This is a genomic window from Bacillus sp. 165, assembly GCF_017742235.1.
In the GTDB taxonomy this organism is placed as follows: Bacteria; Bacillota; Bacilli; order Bacillales; family Bacillaceae_G; genus JAGHKQ01.
The window spans coordinates 154779-175496 of sequence record NZ_JAGHKQ010000002.1; the positions used below are offsets into that span (position 1 = coordinate 154779).

The 20718-nt window shown below is 37.3% G+C and carries 20 protein-coding genes, 1 pseudogene and 2 riboswitches; of the genes and pseudogenes, 16 read left to right on the top strand and 5 right to left on the bottom strand.

Going from position 1 to position 20718, the window contains the following annotated elements:
• Positions 1–284: 284 nt before the first annotated feature.
• Both J7Q84_RS04640 and J7Q84_RS04645 read left to right on the top strand, forming a co-directional pair.
• Positions 285–596: a protease inhibitor I9 family protein gene (locus J7Q84_RS04640; RefSeq protein ID WP_348519824.1), complete on the top strand. Its 312-nt coding sequence runs from the start codon at positions 285–287 to the stop codon at positions 594–596.
• Positions 597–731: 135 nt separating this feature from the next.
• On the top strand, positions 732–1004 hold the full coding sequence (locus J7Q84_RS04645; RefSeq protein WP_209093273.1) for a hypothetical protein: 273 nt from the start codon (positions 732–734) through the stop codon (positions 1002–1004).
• Positions 1005–1042: 38 nt separating this feature from the next.
• Here J7Q84_RS04645 and J7Q84_RS04650 read toward each other — a convergent pair whose 3' ends face one another.
• Positions 1043–1885, bottom strand: coding sequence for an alpha/beta hydrolase family protein (locus J7Q84_RS04650; RefSeq protein WP_209093274.1), 843 nt, complete (start codon positions 1883–1885; stop codon positions 1043–1045).
• Between the two features lie 109 nt (positions 1886–1994).
• Between J7Q84_RS04650 and J7Q84_RS04655 the strand changes: the two genes are divergently transcribed.
• From J7Q84_RS04655 to J7Q84_RS04690, 8 genes are all read left to right on the top strand, one after another.
• Positions 1995–2294 carry a hypothetical protein gene (locus J7Q84_RS04655; protein WP_209093339.1) on the top strand — a complete coding sequence of 100 codons (300 nt, stop codon included), beginning with the start codon at positions 1995–1997 and terminating at the stop codon, positions 2292–2294.
• A gap of 144 nt (positions 2295–2438) precedes the next feature.
• A riboswitch (Lysine riboswitch) is annotated at positions 2439–2615 on the top strand.
• Positions 2616–2749: 134 nt separating this feature from the next.
• Complete coding sequence (locus tag J7Q84_RS04660; RefSeq protein WP_209093275.1) at positions 2750–4171, top strand: amino acid permease; 1422 nt, start codon at positions 2750–2752, stop codon at positions 4169–4171.
• Positions 4172–4466: 295 nt separating this feature from the next.
• On the top strand, positions 4467–5162 hold the full coding sequence (locus J7Q84_RS04665) for a Dph6-related ATP pyrophosphatase (protein ID WP_209093276.1): 696 nt from the start codon (positions 4467–4469) through the stop codon (positions 5160–5162).
• Positions 5163–5166: 4 nt separating this feature from the next.
• Entirely contained in the window at positions 5167–6006 is an 840-nt protein-coding gene (locus J7Q84_RS04670) for a MerR family transcriptional regulator (RefSeq protein ID WP_209093277.1), read from the top strand.
• Positions 6007–6116: 110 nt separating this feature from the next.
• On the top strand, positions 6117–7352 hold the full coding sequence (locus J7Q84_RS04675; protein WP_209093278.1) for a multidrug effflux MFS transporter: 1236 nt from the start codon (positions 6117–6119) through the stop codon (positions 7350–7352).
• 188 nt (positions 7353–7540) lie between these two features.
• Positions 7541–9088 carry a spore germination protein gene (locus J7Q84_RS04680; RefSeq protein ID WP_247739086.1) on the top strand — a complete coding sequence of 516 codons (1548 nt, stop codon included), beginning with the start codon at positions 7541–7543 and terminating at the stop codon, positions 9086–9088.
• Positions 9078–10262: a Ger(x)C family spore germination protein gene (locus tag J7Q84_RS04685; protein ID WP_209093279.1), complete on the top strand. Its 1185-nt coding sequence runs from the start codon at positions 9078–9080 to the stop codon at positions 10260–10262. Before J7Q84_RS04680 ends, J7Q84_RS04685 begins: the two co-directional genes overlap by 11 nt.
• A gap of 17 nt (positions 10263–10279) precedes the next feature.
• Positions 10280–11377: a GerAB/ArcD/ProY family transporter gene (locus J7Q84_RS04690; RefSeq protein ID WP_209093280.1), complete on the top strand. Its 1098-nt coding sequence runs from the start codon at positions 10280–10282 to the stop codon at positions 11375–11377.
• A 16-nt stretch (positions 11378–11393) separates the two neighbouring features.
• On the opposite strand, the gene J7Q84_RS18725 is transcribed toward J7Q84_RS04690, so the two are convergent.
• Positions 11394–11603 carry a YczF family membrane protein gene (locus J7Q84_RS18725; RefSeq protein WP_481747530.1) on the bottom strand — a complete coding sequence of 70 codons (210 nt, stop codon included), beginning with the start codon at positions 11601–11603 and terminating at the stop codon, positions 11394–11396.
• 233 nt (positions 11604–11836) lie between these two features.
• On the opposite strand from J7Q84_RS18725, the gene J7Q84_RS04695 reads away from it, so the two are divergent.
• The 4 genes and pseudogenes from J7Q84_RS04695 to J7Q84_RS04710 all read left to right on the top strand — a co-directional run bounded on the left by J7Q84_RS04695 (position 11837) and on the right by J7Q84_RS04710 (position 14739).
• Positions 11837–12472, top strand: coding sequence for an FMN-dependent NADH-azoreductase (locus tag J7Q84_RS04695; RefSeq protein WP_209093281.1), 636 nt, complete (start codon positions 11837–11839; stop codon positions 12470–12472).
• Between the two features lie 81 nt (positions 12473–12553).
• A complete protein-coding gene (locus tag J7Q84_RS04700) occupies positions 12554–13084 on the top strand; it encodes a dihydrofolate reductase family protein (protein ID WP_209093282.1) in 531 nt (176 codons plus the stop codon).
• A 128-nt stretch (positions 13085–13212) separates the two neighbouring features.
• Positions 13213–14058 (top strand): carbon-nitrogen hydrolase family protein, encoded by an 846-nt coding sequence (locus J7Q84_RS04705; protein WP_209093283.1) that lies wholly within the window; start codon positions 13213–13215, stop codon positions 14056–14058.
• Positions 14059–14078: 20 nt separating this feature from the next.
• A pseudogene (locus J7Q84_RS04710) lies at positions 14079–14739 on the top strand (GNAT family N-acetyltransferase).
• A 413-nt stretch (positions 14740–15152) separates the two neighbouring features.
• Here J7Q84_RS04710 and J7Q84_RS04715 read toward each other — a convergent pair.
• Positions 15153–16001, bottom strand: a complete 849-nt coding sequence (locus J7Q84_RS04715; RefSeq protein WP_209093284.1) for an alpha/beta fold hydrolase — start codon at positions 15999–16001, stop codon at positions 15153–15155.
• Positions 16002–16086: 85 nt separating this feature from the next.
• Positions 16087–16668, bottom strand: coding sequence for a TetR/AcrR family transcriptional regulator (locus tag J7Q84_RS04720; protein WP_209093285.1), 582 nt, complete (start codon positions 16666–16668; stop codon positions 16087–16089).
• A 1020-nt stretch (positions 16669–17688) separates the two neighbouring features.
• Between J7Q84_RS04720 and J7Q84_RS04725 the strand changes: the two genes are divergently transcribed.
• Both J7Q84_RS04725 and J7Q84_RS04730 read left to right on the top strand, forming a co-directional pair.
• A complete protein-coding gene (locus tag J7Q84_RS04725; RefSeq protein WP_209093286.1) occupies positions 17689–18525 on the top strand; it encodes a hypothetical protein in 837 nt (278 codons plus the stop codon).
• 82 nt (positions 18526–18607) lie between these two features.
• Positions 18608–19285 (top strand): DUF421 domain-containing protein, encoded by a 678-nt coding sequence (locus J7Q84_RS04730; protein WP_209093287.1) that lies wholly within the window; start codon positions 18608–18610, stop codon positions 19283–19285.
• A 239-nt stretch (positions 19286–19524) separates the two neighbouring features.
• Here the strand turns inward: J7Q84_RS04730 and J7Q84_RS04735 are convergent, their stop codons facing one another.
• Positions 19525–20208, bottom strand: a complete 684-nt coding sequence (locus J7Q84_RS04735) for an aspartate/glutamate racemase family protein (protein WP_209093288.1) — start codon at positions 20206–20208, stop codon at positions 19525–19527.
• Between the two features lie 86 nt (positions 20209–20294).
• Positions 20295–20403: riboswitch (SAM riboswitch) on the bottom strand.
• Between the last annotated feature and the right edge of the window lie 315 nt (positions 20404–20718).

The following is a 20718-nucleotide window of genomic DNA, read 5'->3' on the forward strand; positions in this document are numbered from 1 at the left end:
CTTCTATATAATTTATAAACGTTTCATATTTTTTTACCACAAAATGTTCTATTTTAGATTTCTTATTCTATTGTTAAAACTTTTTTTAAAACCATCCTTTGTAATAAACCAAGAATTAGTAGTGCTGTGAAATAGTTTTAATATTTTTGATTATTCTGTTTTCGGTTGAAAAATATATAAATTTACAATAGGATAAGAGAAAAGGCGAGGAGGGGAAAATTATTACTTCATCTGTTTATATTGACCCGAAAATTGATTTAGCGAATCCGAATATTACGAAGGTAATTGTTCATTTTAAGACACAGCCGGCCAAGGTTGCGGTTGTACTGGCAGAAGCAGAAGGCAAGACTCTGTCATTAGAACAAGCAAAGCAAAATGTAGAAGACAGTCATGCCCGCTTTCAAGAAGATGTCGAACGATTATTAGGACAGCATAATATCCCGTATTCAATTACCTCTAAATACACAGCTGCTTTGAATGGGGTAGCTATTATGCTTCCAGGTAATCAAATTATGACATTGGCACAGTCGCATGAAATTCAGGCGATATATTATAATGAAGAGTTTCATATCGAGCCTCCGATTCAGCCGATGTAACAAAAATGTTGCTCAGCTTGTTAGTTTTTCACTGTAAACTCCAGCCTATTACTATGAATTTTTGAAAAATTTTGTCGTTTATGGTACAATAATAGAACAGTTGCTTTATGTAACTGCAAACTTGGAGGTGAGCAGTTGAATAACGAGGCTAGCAAGGCTAGAGCTATGTTAATCACTATGATGAAAACCTACGGGACTAAGTCACCGAAAGAAACGGGACTGAAGCTTGTTGCTATGAGGAATGAAGTAAAGCAGGTGTTAGAATCAGGCCGGAGTCTCGAAGGAGATGCTATAACTTCCAGTCAAAGAAAAGATTTGAAAAAACAACTCATACATTATAGAGATGAAATGCAGAGTTTGAAAAACCATAATAAGATTTACCAAGAGGCAAAGAGTAAAGCAGAATAATAAGGTTAGAATGAAGAGAGCTGGGGACGGCTCTCTTTTTATTGTATCTGTTCTATCCACTGAAACATTCTATCTAATGCTTTTTTATGAATATGTTCTGGCAGGTGATGACCATATCCTTCGTAGCTATGCATTACTACTTTCGTTCCAAGCTCTTTTAGCCTGTTATACATAGTGAGTCCATGGCTGAAGTCCACTTGTACATCTTCCGTGCCATGCATAATAAGAGTAGGGCAATGTATTTGATTCGCTATTTGGATGGGCGATCTATTTTCATAAGAAAGAGGAGTTTTATTAGGTGTACCATTAAGAACGCGTTTTAGCATCCTACGCAAGTCTATACGTTCGGTATATGTCATTTTCAAATCTGATACTCCGCCCCAAAGAATTAATCGGTGGATACTAGAAATATTGGCCACAGTTTGCGCAGCATTGATTGCACCGCGTGAGAATCCCATGATGGACATCCTTTCTGACTTTACAAAGGGAAGGTGCTGCAGAAAATGATAAGCAGATATCACATCTTCGTTCTCCGCACCGCCGAATTCGTCACGACCTTCTCCACCTTCATTTCCCCGATAGCAAGGGGCAAACACGATATAGCCGTGATTGGCAAACTGTTCTATCCATGTAGTTTTGACTTTGCCTACTTTTCCTATGCCGCCCCGGCAGTATAGAAAAACAGAAAGCTTTGTTGAACGAATATCTTTCTTTTCGAGGGATAGGGAGGTTGCAATTTTTGTAACAGACAGATCTGAACAATCGTAAAATGAACAAACGAATTGCTGCAATGCAGGAACGGGAATGTCGAAACCATTTGGAAGAGCTAAGTAGCCTTTGACTTTACACGTGCCGGATAGGTATGTAACATGATACATCATACTCTTTTTCTCCCATCATACTTCTTCTGTATGTACTATAGCGTGATGAGGAGAGAATAACAAGACGATGATACTTTTTATTAGAACTAGAAATGAAAAAGGTGAGAGCATGGCATTTGGAATTAAGCGAAATGAGTTGAAGGCATGGAAGGAACAAGTAAAGCGAGGAGAAATTGCGTTTTTGACGCATTATTGGATTGATGATAGATTTCCAGGAATAAAAACAGTGACCAAGGTAGGATGTGCAGATGTGGAAAAATTGTTAAAGTGGGGGGAGAAATATGGAATTCCTGCCCGCGCCCTGCATAATAGAGCACAATATCCTCATTTTGATTTATTAGGAGAACGGCAGCTGGACATTATGAAGAAGGAAAATATGCTGGATCAGCTCAAAAAATTCAAGAAATAGGTAGAAGTGTGGAGAATAGGTGGAAAAATTATTCTGAAAAATAAGTTTAATTTATTTGTTAGGTATAGAATTTAGAATTGACAAGTTTGTTATTTTTTCGTATCCTATTTTTATAAAATAAAATCATTATTCCTCATCAGCTCAAGGTGAGGTAGAGGTTGCGAAGCTTATTAGTAGATTGAAGGAGAGTCAGAGAACTCAGAGAGGTCAATTGAAAGGAAGTGTCGCCGAAGCGCTGTAATTCTCTGCTTACAGCAGCTGGGACTGCATCGAACAGGTGCAGGACTGTCATAGTAATTGCTATGATGAACTATCCTTTTTGTCTGATGCGGATGAGTATACTCTCACACCGTCAGAAGGTGTGTTTTTTTATGCCCTTATATATATGACACCAGGACGAATGACGGATAGCCACCGGTTTTGAGCGAGAGGGTTGTGTGAGAGGAGAAAGAAATATGGGGAAAAATAATAAATTAGGCCTATGGATTTTGACTGCTCTAGTCGTAGGAAATATGGTCGGTTCCGGTATTTTTATGCTGCCGCGTTCCTTATCAGAAGTTGCAAGTCCTGCCGGCGTAATAGGAGCATGGCTATTAACAGGATTCGGAGTATTAGTAACAGTATTGGTTTTCGGTAACTTAGCTACTAGAAAACCGAATCTCAGCGGCGGACCGCAGATTTATGCTAAGGAATTATTTAAAACGGGCTCACAGGCTTCATTATTGTCAGGATTTATGTCTACTTGGGGATATTGGATTGGAAATTTAGCGGGTAACATTGCTATTATCACTACATTTGCGGGTTATTTATCTACGTTCTTCCCAGTTCTTACAAGCAGAGCAGAGCTGTTTACCATGGGTTCCTTTACATTAAAAGTAGGTAATGCGTTAACATTTATTGTATGTACAGCTTTACTTTGGGGAACACATTTTATTATCTTAAGAGGATTGGAAAATGCAGGAAAATTAAACTTCGTTGCTACAGCAGCAAAAGTGGCTGGGTTTGTGTTTTTCATTATTGTAGGGTTGTTCGCATTCCAAAAGGCAAATATGCTGCCGTTCGTTGCGCCTAAAGCAGATGAAGCAGGACACGCAGTCAGTCTGTTTGGCCAAATTAATAGTGCTGCTATTACAACGCTTTGGGCATTTGTTGGTGTAGAATCAGCAGTTGTATTTGCTTCACGAGCAAAAAAGCAAATCGATGTAAAGCGTGCATCAATTCTTGGATTATTTATCGCATTAGCTATTTATATTGGAATCAGCACTCTTGTAATGGGAATGTTAGATCAAAATACGCTTGTACATTCTGAAAAGCCGTTGATTGATGCGATTGCAACTGTGTTAGGCCCAATTGGGGGAAAAGCATTGGCTGCTGTTGGATTGATTAGTTTATTTGGATCGACAGTAGGATGGATTATGCTTAGTGCAGAAGTTCCGTATCAAGCTGCGAAGCAAGGGTTATTTATCCCAGCGTTTTTAAAAGAAAATAAAAAGGGAACGCCAATATTCTCGTTAATTGTAACAAATATACTTGGTCAGCTGTTCATTTTTTCGACTATCTCAAACTCTATTTCAGCTGCGTTTGACTTTGTTATTTACATTGCTACGTTGTCTTATCTAGTTCCTTACTTTATCGCTTCTATGTTTCAGTTGAAGCTTGTTGTAACGGGTGAGACTTATGAAAATGGAAAAGGCAGAGTAGCAGATGGAATCATTGCACTTCTTTCCACAGTGTATTCTGTTTGGGTCATTATAGCTGGAACCGCGGACATTAAAACCTTTACATTCGGCATGCTTCTATTAGTTAGCGGTATCGTGTTCTATAATCAAGTTAAGAAGCCGTCAGCAATCGAGCAGGCAAAGAGAAAAACAGCTTAACATCATGATATTACTCCGTTATGAAGCGAAAAACGGTAAAACCACTTAATAGTAAAAAGAGCTTGGGATTTGTCCTAAGCTCTTTTTACTTAATTCTTCTTCAGGCAATAACTTTTGGATGTCAAGTTCGGATACATTATCGATTCTATAATCAAACAATGGTTGTATCTTCAACCTACACTTAGTTTTCCTATAAAAATTCATCTGTAATAAAGAGAAGAATACTACTTTGCTAAAAACAACTTATCTTTTTTTAGAACAAAAATACGATACCATGAAAGAAAAGGGGAATACCATGAAAGAGAAAATTATCGCCAGTTTCAGTGGAGGCAAGGATTCTACTTATATGTTACATAAGCTGTTACAAGAAAATAAATATGAAATTGTATCGCTTCTTACAACGGTTACAACAAAAGATGAAACATCGGGTCACATGGTCGATTATAAATTAATCGAGTCTCAAGCGGCAGCAATCGGACTTCCTCTATACAAAATACAATATCCATTATACGACGGCAAAGGCTTTGAAAAGGGAATGATAGAAGCTATGGAACACTTTCGTAAAGAAGGTGTCACAAAAATAGCATTTGGAGATTTGTTTCTGGAAGAGTGTATTGCTTATAAGCAACATTTAGTGGAATCAAATGGATACGAACTTATATTGCCATTGGCAGGAATAGATACAAAACAATTGGTAATGGAGTTTATTGAGTTAGGATATAAAGGAAAGATTGTAAGTATTCGTATGGATAAGCTGGACTCCTCTTTTCTAGGAAGGGATTTGGATAAGAGCTTTATAGAAGCATTGCCAGAAGATACAGATCCATGCGGCGAATTTGGTGAGTATCATACATTTGTATATGATGGACCTATTTTTTCTCATCCAATATATATCGAACTGGAGGATGAAAGGCAGGGTATCCCAAGCAATGCGTTGTTCAGTGAGATTGGCTACAAACGAGCTGTAAAAAGAGAGTGGATTGACAGGTGAACCTATGAAAAACAGATTTTCGATTGGACAAATGTCAAAATTACATAACATACCTATTAAAACATTGAGATACTATGACGAAATTGGGTTGTTCAAGCCTGTTGAGGTGGATTCTGTCACAGGGTATCGCTATTATTCTATTGAGCAATTCGAACAATTAGATATTATTTATTACTTAAAAACATTGGGAGTTCCTTTAAAAGATATTAAACAGCAGTTGGAGAATCGGGACATTGACTATTTTCTAACATTATTAAAAGAACAAAGTAAGCTGACTGAGCGAAAGATAGAACAACTACAATTAATAAAAAAAAGGTTTGGCAGCCGCATTCATGAAATTGAGAAAGCGCGAGAGGTATCTGATATTGGTATCCCATTTATAAAAACAATACCTGAACGAGCGGTGATTCAGATGGAGGAGCCGATTCGATCCGATCTTGAATTGGAATTATCTCTAAGAAAACTGAAGGGAGAGCTTGGTGAGGCTGCTTCCATATTCATAGGTAAAGTAGGGTTAACGTTGCCGATTGCCCACATTCTACAAAGTCAATTTTTTGAGTATAATTCTGTGTTTGTATTATTAGAGGAGCTAGAAGAAAAGGAAAGGCTTTATAACGCGGTGACAACTTTTCCAGAGGATGTATATGCTTGTATCTTTTATAGAGGTATACACCTGAATTGTCCTCCATATTATCAACGCCTGCTTACGTTTATTGAGAATAACCAGTATGAGATAAAGGGAGATGCAATTGAAAGGACTATTATCGATCAATTTATTTCCAACAACCCAAAAGAATATATAACAGAAATACAAATTCCTATAAAACCATTGACCCTCCAGTAACTGGAGGGTTTAAAGTTTGTATAGATATTTATAGGCTTGATGGAACTAATAGTGAGAGTTTCATATGTTTGTATTTATAAAAAGGAACAGGAAAGGGATGAAATCGAAATATGAAAAAAAGTGCTTCTTCAGTATCATCAAAATCACAGAGGCTGTGGATGGCGGTCATTTTAGGTGCATTGTGTGCAATCGGCCCCTTATCCATTGATATGTATTTACCGTCATTTCCAACAATGGCCGCTGAATTGCATAGCAATACCTCAACAATCCAGCTCAGTTTAACCGCATGTTTGCTTGGTCTCGCACTTGGACAATTAATTGTTGGTCCGTTGAGTGACCGTCATGGCCGACGCAAGCCATTAATCATCGCTGTAACGTTTTATGCGGGCTCTTCTTTGTTATGTGCGCTTGTACCGTCGATTTGGCTGCTTATACTATTGCGCTTTATTCAAGGGGCATCAGGGGCAGGCGGTATCGTTATTGCCAGAGCGATTGTGCGTGACCTATACTCCGGTTCTGAGTTGACCAAGTTCTTTTCCTTGTTAATGCTTGTGAATGGTGCGGCTCCCATACTGGCTCCTGTTGTCGGCGGGCAGCTTCTCCAAATTACCTCGTGGCGCGGTGTGTTCATTGTTTTATGTATACTGGGTGTACTTATGCTTATAGGGGCAATACTTGGTGTACCGGAAACATTATCTAAGCAATATCGAACAGACGGCGGAATTAAAAATACGCTCTCTACATTTGGCAGTTTGATTACAAACCGTATCTTTATTGGATATGCGTTGTCGCAAGGGTTAGTAATGGCAGCTATGTTTGCGTATATTTCAGGATCTCCGTTTGTAATACAAAATATTTTTGGAGCGTCCCCTCAAATGTACAGCTTATTTTTTGCTATTAATGGTGTAGGAATTGTAATCGCCAGCCAAGTAACCGGACGATTAGCTGGAAGAGTGAATGAGACGAAATTGCTAATGATGGGTCTTAGTCTTGCTGCCATTGGCGGTTTGTCTTTACTTGCTTCCATTGTAATAGGGATGGGATTAGCGGGTATTTTAGTATCCTTGTTTTTTGTAGTATCGAGCGTTGGGATTGTCTCGACAACGAGCTTTGCGCTTGCCATGCAAAATCAAAAGCATAATGCGGGCAGCGCCGCAGCATTGCTTGGTGTAATTCCGTTTGTGTCCGGTTCGATTGTGGCTCCCCTCGTGGGACTTGCAGGAAGTGGAACAGCTCTGCCGATGGGGATTGTAATTGCGTGCTGTGACATAGGAGCACTGATCTGCTATACACTTCTCGTAAGGCGTAACACTGTATATGTTACAGAAAATAAATCAATTTCATAATATATTTGATTGAGTAAATTTGAAAAGTTACAAGATAGTTTATTAGAGCCCCCTTCGTTACATGCCACGAAGGGGGTTTGCTGTTTTCATATGTAATAATTATTCAAAACGCCAGTATACATATTTTAGCATTATATGGAAAATCTTATAAGTAAGGATTGGTTCAAAGGCGAAGGTGGAAAAAGTCTATGTGGAAAAGTAATCGCAAGAAATGTGAAGCAAGTATTAGACGTTTGGAACATTCAAATTCGATGCCGCTGCATCAAGAATTGCATCGTAATATTGCCCATATTAAAGAGGAGCTTGGTGGCAGTGCAGATTTGATTATTCGCTTTATAAAAGGAGAGCGCCAGCAGTGTCCTACGATTTCTATTATTCATATTGAAGGGGTTTCAGATAGTCAAAGCATTAATGAACATATTATTCAGCCTTTATCATCATTTACGATATACGATTCTAGAGAAACTTTAACAGAAGAGTTAGAAGCGGTTATCACCGTATCCAGCGTACAAGCAGGAAGCGATTTCAGGGAAGTGATCGCTGCTGTTTTGTCTGGAAATACTATTATTTTGGTGGATGGATATTCAGAGGCGCTCATTGCCAGTACAGGAGAAATGAAATCTAGAGATATAAGTGAACCAACTACCCAAACAGTAATACGGGGGCCGAAAGACAGTTTCACAGAAAACATTCGAACAAATACTTCTCTCATTCGGCAACGCATTCAAAGTCCTGGTTTGCGTCTAGAAGCGATGAGAATCGGTGAGGTAACACGGACAGATGTGGAAATGATGTATATAGAAGGTATTGCAGAGGAATCTATAGTGAAAGAAGTTAGAAAGCGTCTGCAAAGTATCAAAATAGACGGTATTCTTGAATCTGGTTATATTGAAAGCTTTATAAAAGATAATCAAACCACCATCTTTCCTACCATTGTAAATACAGAACGGCCGGATGCTGTTGCAGGAAATTTACTTGAAGGGCGCATTGCTATATTTGTTCACGGCACTCCATATGTATTAATAGCACCTGCAGTTTTTATTCAATTTTTCCAATCGCCAGAAGACTATTATCAAAATCCATATATAAGCACTGTTTTACGAATGTTACGGTTCGGAGCATTTTTTTTATCTCTGTATGCACCTGCATTATACATTGCCATCATTGCCCACCACCAGGGGTTAATTCCGACTGTTTTACTTGTTAGTATAGCAGCGCAAAGAGAGGGTGTTCCGTTTCCTGTCATAGTAGAAGCTTTAATAATGGAAGTTACTTTCGAGGTATTGCGCGAAGCTGGAATTCGTATGCCACGCGCTGTAGGGCAGGCGCTATCAATTGTAGGAGCATTAATATTAGGACAAGCAGCCGTACAGGCCGGTTTCGTTTCAGCAGCTATTGTTATCATCGTTTCTATCACAGCTATCGCTAGTTTTGCATTACCGCATTACAATATTGGGATTACAGCGCGGATTTTGCGGTTTTTCTTATTAATAGCATCCTCTTTTTTTGGGTTATACGGTATACTAATCGGTTCGCTAATGATTGTTATACACATGTGCAGCTTACGTTCTTTTAGTGTACCTTACGTGGCACCTATCGCTCCGTTTCGGCTAGATGAGCAAAAGGATGCACTGTTTCATTTTTCGTTAAAAAATTTTGTGAAAAGACCTTCTCCTGCACAACAAGAAAATAAAATACGGATGAGTAGGGAAGAGGGGGATAGTGATGAGTACTAAGCTGATGCTTCTTTTCATTTTCATATTTGCAGCTCTTACAGGATGTTCCAATTATAAAGAATTAAATGAACTTGGCATCGTAGTAGGTGCAGGGATAGATTATGATCCAAAGAAAGATGTATATGAAGTAGTCCATCAAGTGATTAATCCAAGTGAAAATAATGTACAAGGGAGCGGGTCAGGAGCTACAGCGGTTGTAAGTTTTAAGTCTTCTGGTAAGACATTAGTTGAAGCGGCTCGAAATTCATCTAAGAAATTTAATCGTCTACCTATTTATTCTCATATTGCTTTGCTAATCATCGGAGAACAATTGGCTAAGAAAGAGACTTTGAATTTTCTCTTCGATGTATTTGAACGGGATGGTAAGGTACGAGTTAACATCCCTGTTTTGATTGCTCGGAACACAGATGTGCAGCAGTTGATGGATACCCTTCCATCGTTAGGAAAAATTCCAATGAGCACTATAGTCCAGACAGTTGACATTTCGTCCCAGTTATTAGGGGAAAACGGAGAAACAAAAGTTTTCGAAGTGATACAATCATTAGCCAGCGAAGGGAGAGAGCCTGCTATCAGCGGCATTAGTATAGGAAATGATAAAAAAAATGAGATTACTCAGGCGAATTTAGAGACCATGGATAAAGCATATGTGTATTTAAATGGAGTAGGTATGTTTAAAAAAGGAAAACTTGTGGGGTGGATGGATGGCAAAAAAACAAAGTCTATTCAAATTATCGATAATACGTTGCAAGAAACGTCATTGAGAATTCACTGCAATGAAAAAAAATATAATTCGATTCTAATAAATCGCTCACATAGTAGGGTGAAGGTCGATATGCAGAATAATCAAGCAGTTATTTCCGTCCGCACTCATGCAATTGGAACTCTTGACGAAATGCTTTGCAATAAGGATATAAGCAACGATAAAGTCATAAAAGAATTTGAGTACAAAGCTAAGCAAGAATTACAACAAGAAATACGAAGTGGAATACTAGCAGCACAACAAAAAGGTAGTGATATATTTGGATTCGGTGATGTCTTGCATATCTCACATCCTGACAAATGGAAAAAAGTGAAACAAGATTGGAATAAAATGTTTGCAAAAGCCAAAATAGATATTCATGTAGACATAGGTATTGAAAGTACAGGAATGAGAATTGAGCCTTATCGGTATTAAGAAAGAAGGTGAGAGGGATGGACAGGATAAAAATAAGCGGGTTTCAATTGTTTTCCGTTATTATTTTATTTGAAGTGGGGAGTGCGATTCTGGTAGAAAGGGCATCACAAGCAAAGCAAGATGTATGGCTAACAGTATTAGTTGGATGTATTATTGGATGCATGTTGTATCTCATTTATGCAAAGCTGCATGAAGCATATCCTGCTGTGCCGTTTACAAAGTATGTCCGCCAAATTTGGGGGAGATATATTGGCTGGATAATTGGATTGCTGTATGTTATTTATTACCTTTATATGGCTTCACGGGTACTGCGTGATTTTGAAGAATTATTGACTATAGCAGCGTATCCATCGACATCTCTCTTGGCAGTTGGTATCATCATGGTTCTATGTGTTATGTATGTGGCTTACAAAGGATTGGAAGTGTTTTTTCGGGTATCTGAACTTTGTTTTTTTATTATTGTGTTTGTATTTTGTACTATTATAATATTTGATTTTATTAGTGGAATTGTTCATTTTAGCAACCTCCGGCCAGTGCTAGAAAACGGCTGGAGTCCTGTATTGAAAGCGGTATTCCCAACTTATTTAACATTTCCTTTCGGCGAGATGGTTGCATTTACGATGCTTCTTCCTTATTTGCAGCAGCACCGCATAGCAAAGAAGGTTGGAATTGCAGCTATTACAGTCAGCGGAGTATGGTTGACAGTATTCAGCATCTTAAATATAGCTGTCATCGGCGTCAATCTTATAAACCGTTCTTCCTTTCCTTTGCTTACCGCTGTAAGCTTTATTGATATTGCTGGTTTTGTTCAACGGGTTGATTCTCTCGGCATTGTTAGTATGGTTATTTTAGGATTTATGAAAATATCTGTTTTTTTCTTTTGTTCTATTATGGGATCAGCAGATTTATTTCGTATCAAACAGTCAAGAAAGCTCATTTATCCAATGGGCAGTATCGTGTTAATTTGTTCGTTAATTATTGCATCAAATTATATAAGCCATCTAAATGAAGGATTAAAAAAGGTTCCTTACTATCTTCATCTGCCATTTCAAATCGTGATTCCTATTTTATTGTTAGGAACTTTATGGATAAAGAAAAAAATAAAATCAACATAGCCAAGATATGTTGATTTTATTTTTTTGCAAAGGAACGAATTGTTGAAGTGATGAGAGGAAGAAAAAAAATGAAAACTAACAGATAATCCTCACCAATCATATGCAGTTTCACATTTTCCACTAAATTTAAAACATGAAAGATGCTAAGGCCTTGGAGAAGATCCAACAGCATAATAATCCCCAATGTAAGGGAAAACAGAATGAAAAAAATAAACAACTGTTTCATAGTATCACCCTATCATTTTTCAATTAGTATACATAGATTATGTTCCTTTCATGTAACCTGAGTGCAAAGGGACAGCGAAAAATGAGACGACAATACAGCAGCAACGTTTGATGAACCGCGATGGATAATATCACTCGCTATTGCTGAATTTTATAATTTAGAAATAATTACCCTTATTTAGCGGCACAATATAAAAGGTTTTTTATCCTACGATAGAAAGGTATAGGTGAATTATGGCAACAGTGCTTTATATTACAGCGCATCCTCATGATCATACACAATCGTATAGTATGGCAGTTGGGGAGGCCTTTATTGAGGCGTATCGAGAGTCCCATCCGAATGATGAAGTAGTTCGAATAGATTTATATCAAGAAAATATACCTCATATTGATGCTGATGTATTCAGCGGCTGGGGCAAGCTTCAAGCAGGGACAGGGTTTGATGAGCTTTCTGATAGTGAAAAGGCAAAAGTAAGCCGTCTTGCTGAATTGAGTGGACAATTTGTCGCAGCAGATAAATATGTATTTGTTACACCGCTTTGGAATTTTTCATTTCCTCCTGTAATGAAAGCCTACATAGACTCGGTAGCAGTCGCTGGCAAAACGTTTAAATATACAGAGCAGGGGATCGTCGGTTTATTAACAGATAAAAAAGCAATCCACATTCAAGCAAGGGGCGGTATTTATTCAGAAGGACCTGCTGCTGCTTTAGAAATGGGTCATAGGCATTTGGGTATAATCATGGGATTTTTTGGTGTTCCTTCATTTGAAGGAATATTTGTTGAGGGGCATAATCAATTTCGGGACCGAGCGGAGGAAATTAAAGAACAGGCAATTGCAAAAGCTCAGGAAGTAGCTAAAAACTTTTAAGGAAAACAGGCATTCTTATGTAATGTAAGAATGCCTGTTTCATCATGTTAATACATGATTTGAAAGGAAGGAGAGAAAGATATGGGTTCAGAAAGGAAACTAGTTCTATTTATTGCTACCAGTTTAGATGGATATATTGCAAGAGAAAATGGCAGCTTAGACTGGCTGTATGCTGTTGAGGGAGAGGGGGATAATGGTTTTACAGAATTTTATAATACGATTGACACGTTGGTAATGGGAAAAGCAACCTACGATCACTTAATGACATTAGTTGAGGAATTCCCACATTCTGATAAAACTTGTTATATATTTTCGCGTTCAGAACAAAGAGAAGATAAGCATGTAACTTTTATAAATGAAGATATAAGTGAGTTTACAAGAAGGTTAATGGCACAATCAGGTTCAAACATTTGGCTTGTTGGGGGCGGGGATTTACTGGATACTTTCGTGAAGGAGAAATTAGTAGATGAATTTATCGTAACAATTTCTCCGATTATACTTGGAAAAGGTGTTCCCCTGTTCAAGCAAGATAATCCTGAAATCGAATTAGAGCTCATAGAACAAAGGCGCTTTGGACAATTTGTGCAACTTCACTATTTGACAAAAAAATAGATTCATGGTCAATGCTTTTGAAATTACAGTATATAAAGTTGATTGCGTTTATGTTATATCTCAAACTAAGCATACCCCCGTAACAAATAGAGATAGGGCGGTATTTATACGGTAGCAAGGGGGAGGTTATGAAACTTAGAGTATCAGCAGTACAATATCATCTTCATACGATACAATCGTTTGAAGAATTTGCTGAGCAAGTCCAGCATTACATAAAGGCAGCACAAGAGTTTGAGGCGGAGTTTGTATTATTTCCGGAATTTTTTACAACGCAGCTGATGTCTATCAGTAAACAAACAAAGATTCAAGATTTACCAGAGTTTACAGACCAGTACCGTTCATTGTTTACTTCATTAGCAAAACAAATAGGAATGTATATTATCGGCGGCACTCATGTTATCCGTAAAAATGGAAGGTTGTACAATGTTGCCCATTTATTTTATCCGGATGGCAGAATCGGAGAGCAAGCGAAGCTTCATATGACTTCAACAGAAGTGAATGAATGGAATATGACGCCGGGTGAGGGACTTGCAGTGTTTCAAACAGATAAAGGAACGATTGCTATGCTGACGTGCTATGACATCGAGTTTCCTGAAATTGTCCGCATGGCAAAGGCGAAGGGAGCGGATGTGATTTTTTGCCCATCCTGTACAGATGACCGGCATGGTTTTCATCGTGTACGCTATACATGTCATGCAAGAACGATTGAAAATCAAGTATATGTAGTTAACACAGGCACAGTAGGGGCTTTGCCAACAGTTGATTTTATGCGTGCGAACTTTGGGCAAGCGGCGATAATTACACCAAATGATATTACGTTTCCACCGCATGGCATTTTGGCTGAAGGAGAAATAAATCAAGACATGATCATAACAGCGGATTTAGATTTGGAGCTGTTATACAAAGGGAGAGAGAAGGGATCAGTGACGACCTTGCGGGATCGCCGCACTGATTTGTATACGGATTGGAAATAATCTTTATACAGGGGGAAAGTATGTATCGCAATGAATTTTATGTATTTAATCAAGGCCGTCCTGTTCCGGCGGTGATTCGTAATTATACAAAAGAGGATTTTACCGAGTTAATCTCTATCCAGCAGGAAAGCTTTCCGCCGCCGTTTCCTTCGGAATTGTGGTGGAATAAGGAACAGCTGACTAATCATGTAGCTTTATTTCCAGAGGGGGCTTTATGCATTGAGGTGGATGGTCAGACAGCTGGCTCTATTACAGGTTTGCTTGTAACTCTCGATGAGAATGTCTCTGAGCATTCATGGGAAGACATAACAGATAACGGCTATATACGCAATCATACTTCTGCGGGGAATACCCTTTATATTGTCGATATTAGCATACGACCAAATAGGATTAGGGAAATGGTTAATGTCGGGGATGTATGATATTGTGGTTCATTAAGGGTTAGAACGGCTGCTAGGGGGCGGAAGAATGTCCGGCTATCATACAAAGGCGGATAAGATGACCCCTCAGCAATATCTAGAAGCAGTTGTACGAGGTGAACTGAATGATCCGGTAATCAGCTTCTTGCTTCGCTGTGGACGTACGCCTGTAAAGGTAGTTCCAAACTACATAGAAGACGAAGAATCCCGTAATTATACAGTCCTTATGGAATGGAAAAATCCTTTTATACAGCAAGGCTAACAAGTCTATACGTATGGGATGTAAAATAAAAAATCTTATGGAAAATACTAAGGGGTTCCGTTAAGGGAAGGAAAACCTTAAATCACAACCAAATTAGTAGCAGCAATAGCAGTCTAAATAACACACATTATTCAACAGTAAAAAAACCAGACCTAAATGGCTCTGGGTTTTTCTGTATTCAATAATTTTTATTCCGTTAAAGCCCTGGTTAATGGAATAAAATTATTTTTGTTTATACTTATTGCACCTTTTCTCATTTCTTATCCACGATATAATCGAAAAAGTTAAGCCGAATATCGATAATGATATTCCACTTAAATCGTTACCTAAGTTCAAGAAAAATAGGTATTTTATATCCTTTTATTACAAATGTTCTCACGTATCAAGCTCTTTTTTGTTTGCTTATATAAATCTTATAGTGATGTAGCATCTAAAAATGAGTTCACATTCTCAGCAAATAACTCAGGGAATTGGAATAAGTGTCCGTGACCAGAATCAGGATAAATGATCAATTGGGCATTTGGTAACTTCTCAGATAAGATAAAACTATTTTTTGTTGGTGCCATCACATCTTCGATGCCATTCGTCACAAGTGCTGGGTGAGGGATATTTTTCAACCAGTCATAACCTTGATCAGACTTCGGTTGTGCCCATTTTGCAATAGCGTTTAGTTGAGCGACTTTAACTTGTTCTGAACTTTCAAATTTTTTCTGACTTATGATGCGTTGCAGAGAATCCATCCCAGCTGATTTACTTGTTCTAGTTGATTTGTAGAAAAAGAACATGAAATCGTCTATGGCATTACCTACATTTCCTCCATGTTGTTTCATTCTTTCAACAATCACTGGTTCTGGGTTTACCCCTCCTTTTGGAGTAGAACCCGCAATTATAATTCGACGAATAAGATCTCCTTCTTGTAATGCTAATTCTTGTGCAATCATACCACCGATTGAAAATCCTAAAATATCAACTTTATTCAAATCCAGTGCTTTAATGAACGTTGCAGCATCCTGAGCCATTTCACTAATAGTTTCTGGTGTTTGTCCATTTGTTTCCCCCACACCTTTATTATCAAAAAGAATGACTGGTCGTTCTTTCGCGATTGGAGCAACCATATTTGGATCCCAATTTTCCATTGTCCCTCTAAAATGTACTAAGAAAACAACAGGTGTGCCTGTTTCAGCCCCAAATTTTCTGTAAGCAAAACGTGTTCCATTCACCTCTATAAATGTTGATTCTGTCGGTATTGAGAAGTGTGACATATGAAATCTCCTTATTTTTAATTTTGTTTTTCATATTAATATTTTGAGAATGAACGTTCTAGAATTAATAAAGAAAAAAGAAAGCTTAATCTAACACTTTCAACATTAAATCAAGGATTCTTTCTAATTCCTCTTTTGAATAGTTTGTTTTGACCATGACCCTTAAACCAACAAGGTTATTATGCAGAAATTGAGCAGTAATTTGAGGATTTAGCTCTTCATTCAACTCGCCTTTTTTTCGACCTTCTTCAAGCATTTGCTCGAACATAACCTCAGTATCTTTAAACATTTTTGTCACTATATGTTTAATATCTTGGTCAAGTAAGGATAGCTCTACAGCTGAATTTACTGATAAGCAGCCTGTTGGATAGACGTCTAATTCAGCTGATTGTATAACATAATTGAAAATATCCCGAATAGCTTTCTTTACTGTTGTAGAGTTACTGATAATCCCATTAAATGTTTCGATAACAGACGTTTGATAGTAAGTTAAAGAAGCTAAGAACAGTGAGCGTTTATCCCCAAATGTATCATATATACTTCTACGATGAATACCCATATAATCAACCAAATCTTGCATTGATGTTTTTTCATATCCTTGTTTCCAGAAGAGTTTCACGGCTTTTCTAAGGACGACTTTCTCATCAAATTCCTTATTTCTAGGCATTTTACTTCATTCTCCTTAATGGGTAATTCCATTTGGTAACATTTTAGAACGATCATTCTCTAATTAGAATACACCATTTAGAATGATTAGTAAAGGATCAATTAGTTTACTTTTTATTTTGTATAACTGCTCCGTTAACGTAAAAAGAATTTTATTCATCGTAACCACTGAGCTTGGTGTCTGATCCCCCAACGCATAACCGCGATGGAGGTCAGACACTAAGATTCTTGGCTAAGTTTTTTTATATAAACACTTAACAGTTATTCCAGCTTCTTTTCTTTTACTAGAAAGATGTATATTCCCAGGATTACTACGATAACCAATACCCCATAAGTTACCAATGGTAGTTGGTCTGACCACGATAAAGTAAGACCTCCCGACTTCATATGTACTGCTGCTTCTGTGAGAGAAACAGAAACATTGTTTAGTGAATCTAGGATGAGGTAAGTTAACAAAGCTTGTAAGATAATAAACATACCTACTTAAACGTTTCCTTGAACTATTTCCTCATTTTGTAAATTACTTAACTATTAAATTCGGTATAAGTATGTCAAAAGTCTTCTTCCACTAACCTGCCCGTTAACGAAATATCCATTATTTACAATTTTGTCACACAATTCCTTACAAGAGGCTCATAAGAGTAAGGTACTCCGCAAGAGCGGGTTGCGAATTGACAAGCCATTTAGCTCCCTAATTAGTCTTTTACTTATTAGTTGTACAATAATTATTGTACGCTTGATAATTAAGATGTTAATTGAAATGCTAATTCACCATAAAATTGAATGAAAACATTGTTATAACACCAAATAAAACAGGTCTAATTCATATGCAAATTAGCCTGCTATTTGTAATGTTTCTTTCCCATATCGGAACCCCTTATGTAAAATACAAGTTTTTTTATTTTACCCTTCTAATTTAAGTGAACATAAAAAAATGTGACGATAGTTGAAGAAGAAGAAGGAGAATTGTAAGAAAAGACAGTAAATTAATAATAAGTATAATGACGGGAGTTGTGTAAATATGATAAATAAAGATGTTGCAATGCTAGTCACGCATTCCTTTGAAATTAATGAAACTAATGAAGTAGGCCAAACTATTCAGACGTTCACATTTGAGCGAGGGCAAATGTATCCATTGGTAAACACATGTGTCACGTTGCTTGATAACGATGACGGAACGTATAAAAGCAATCCAACATTTTTAATAAACTATGAAGAAAATATGCCTGTTTATGTGCAGCAGAGCTCTAACATAAAAATTATTAATATTCATGAATTTGAAACGGAGTTATATTGTACCCATCTAGAAGAATTGGAACGGGAAGGATTCCATAAAAGAGGGGAATATGAAAATAAGATGAAGGGCGCAAGTCTGCCTGGAAACTCTATTGAAAAAAATGAATTTATTATTGAAGGAAATAAAGTAACAGCCACAACAAAGGTATTGTATGAAAAACTGATTTCACATATTCCGTTTCATACTCGTATCAAAATAATAGATGGAAAATGGGAAAAAGAAACCGATTCTGTAAACATTTCCTTTGATCTTTACATATTGAATCAAAAGAATATCAATATCTTATTTGAAGTGAAATGCTTCTACGAACAAGCGAACGGCATTTGTGAACAAGACTGTTATTTGGAGAAATTGAAGGAAATTATAGATGAATATCCAGGTCTTACAGTAGAAGAAATCCAGGAGGAACAAGCAAGCACGAATTTGCTGCTTTCTTTTACATACAGTGAGGTCAAAGAAGGAGATACATTCGAAAGTGTGCTGGAGTGGGCGTATGGTATTGCCGACGATATAAAAAAATTTACGGACAAACGTGTGCAGTTGTCCTTGCAGGAAAGCTAAAAATAAAATTTTTGAAACAATGTCTATTTTATCCTTCTTTATCAAAAAATGAACATAGCAGGATGATTAAGGAGGATATTGTATGAAGGAGTATGCAGCAATATTCATGGAGCTTGTAGTGGGATACGGGTTTTTATTTATGGTCGTAAAGTGGCTAGGAAAAATGCAAATCAGTCAAGTTACTCCATTTGATTTTATTTCGGCTCTGATGTTAGGGGAATTAGTCGGTAATGCAGTATTTGATAAGGATGTTGGCATATGGGAGATATTATTTGCCATTTCAGTTTGGGGACTATTGATCCACACGGTAGGGATTATTACTCAAAAATCAAGGAAAGGCAGGCTTATTTTAGAAGGCTCCCCATCAATGCTTATTAGAAAAGGGAAAATCGATTGGAAGGCAATGAGTAAAAATCATATCGATATTGACGAGCTTAGGCAGCTGCTTCGCGGGAAAGATGTATTTTCCATACGCGAAGTGGAGTATGCGGTATTAGAGACTAATGGGACACTAAGTGTAAAAAGAAAAGCGAAATTCGATTCGCCTACGCTGGAAGATTTGAAAATCTATAAAGAAGACCCGTTGTTTCCTATGACTATTATTAGCGACGGTGAAGTGTTATGGGAAAACATAAAGCAGTGTGGGTTAGATGATAATTGGCTCTATAAACAGTTACTAAAACAAAAGGTGAACCATGTTAAGGACGTCTGCTATGCGGAGTGGGAAGAAGGAGAAAATCTGTTTATTCTCCGATATTAAAAACGACAGTGAATCTTAATGTATTCACTGTCGTTTTTCTTCGTACCTGTGAATGGTTTTTGAAAATGTGTCCGCAACAACTAAAGTATGGTATATGCCGCATAAGTACTCAGCTTCAAGAATGAGAGGGGATCGGTTCGTTCCTGTAAGACAGATATAGAGCTATTGGCTATGTGTTTCATAAGGAAAGGGCATAGAGAAAAGCATCAGCCTGAGTGTAGAAGAGTAGGGCTATGAATTCATTTTAAGACAGTTTCACGAAAAGCAAACTCCACTGCTGTTTTTGCATGTAAATAAGCAGTATCAAAAATAGGGATAGGGAAATCTTCTAGGCTGCTAAGGGAAGAAAGATTATGATCTGCGAGTAAAATTCCTTCTGTTCCTTTTTCTGCAAAGGTATGGGTTACGTTGCGTAGTTTCTGATGAAGAGAACGGTTATCTTGATCGGTAAGAGATTGATTAAGTGAGCGTTCGTCTTTTATATCCGATAAAAGACATTCAATTTTTGCTTGTGTGAGTATATCTATATATAATTGTTGCTCTGTAATATGCTGCGATCCTAAAAGCCCAACCTTGTGAATGTCGGCAGCTTGAATTTCTTTAATAACTGCATCTTCAATATGTAAAATAGGGATTGAAATAGATGTTTGCAGTTGATTGGCGAACGGATGCAGTATGTCGGAACATAATAGGAGGCATTCGGCTCCGGCTGCTTCAACACTTTGGGCGGCGTCTGTAAGAAATTGTGAAACGCTATCGTATTCTTGTTGTTGCAGTAACTCAGTTAGTTCTTGAAAATCTAAGTTGTGTACGATTAACTTTGCGCTGCAGGCTGTTTTTGCGTGTGTTATTTCATTAATATAATTATAATACGTAATGGTTGAGTCTGAATGAATGTTACCGATTAGTCCAATTATTTTCATGAAAATTCCTCCAATTCAGTAATTTTTGATGTGCTGGAAAAATAAAAAATGACCTCTTATAAGAGGTCATTTGTCTATCAGATAACCTCTTATCTTGCAGAGCTGTTATGCTCTGCAGGAATTAGCACCTTCCTAATATAATTAGGGGTTGCTGAAGCTTCAATGGGCCTATCCCTCAGCTTCTCTTGATAAGAATTGCTTTCGTTCAGTTATAGTCATTAATATAATTACTTTTTTGGAGAAATACAACAGTTTTTTAAAAAATTTAGAATTTATTTTCTTTTTTTAATTTTTCGATTTGGGATTTGCATTGAATTTATCACTTTTTACTGGTTTCCATAAAAGATGTAAAGCATATTCAACTTGAGCCGTCTTTTTTGAAGACATTCAAGATTCCTTTCGTATACAACGCCTATCATAACACGCTGATTGAGAGAACTGCCAAGATTCGTTTTCCTATGAATAGTACCATCAGCTAAAGGAAAAATAAGGATAAACGAAATGGAGGTA